The sequence below is a fragment of the Catenulispora pinisilvae genome (assembly GCF_015356865.1).
Lineage (GTDB): Bacteria > Actinomycetota > Actinomycetes > Streptomycetales > Catenulisporaceae > Catenulispora > Catenulispora pinisilvae.
Genome location: NZ_JAAFZA010000613.1, coordinates 1 through 402, shown reverse-complemented (window position 1 = coordinate 402; position 402 = coordinate 1). Strand labels below are relative to the sequence as shown.

The window sequence follows — 402 nt, the reverse complement described above, 5'->3', positions numbered from 1 at the left end:
TTGCACATCCTTAGGAATGTCTATCCACACCGGGCCTGGGCGGCCTGATTGCGCAATGCGGAAGGCATCGCTCATGACCTGCGGGAGTTCTTCGATATGTCTGACCAGATAGTTGTGTTTGGTGATGGGGATAGAGATGCCGTAGGTGTCCACTTCCTGGAAGGCGTCGGTGCCGATCATCGAGGCGGGAACCTGACCAGTGATGCAAATCAGCGGGATGGAGTCCAGCCGCGCATCGGCAATGGCGGTCACCAGGTTAGTCGCACCCGGTCCGCTACAGGCCATACAGACCGCCGGTTTACCGTCGGTGCGCGCCATTCCCTGAGCGATAAAGCCCGCGCCCTGTTCATGACGGGCCAGAATATGGCGGATTTGCGTGCTTTGGCTTAAGGCATCGTAAAC

1 protein-coding gene is annotated in these 402 nt (G+C 58.2%); it reads right to left on the bottom strand.

Annotated features, from left to right (window positions below; translation table 11 throughout):
- A partial coding sequence (locus IZR01_RS49605; RefSeq protein ID WP_267255027.1) for a thiamine pyrophosphate-binding protein occupies nt 1–402 on the bottom strand: 402 nt, incomplete at both ends.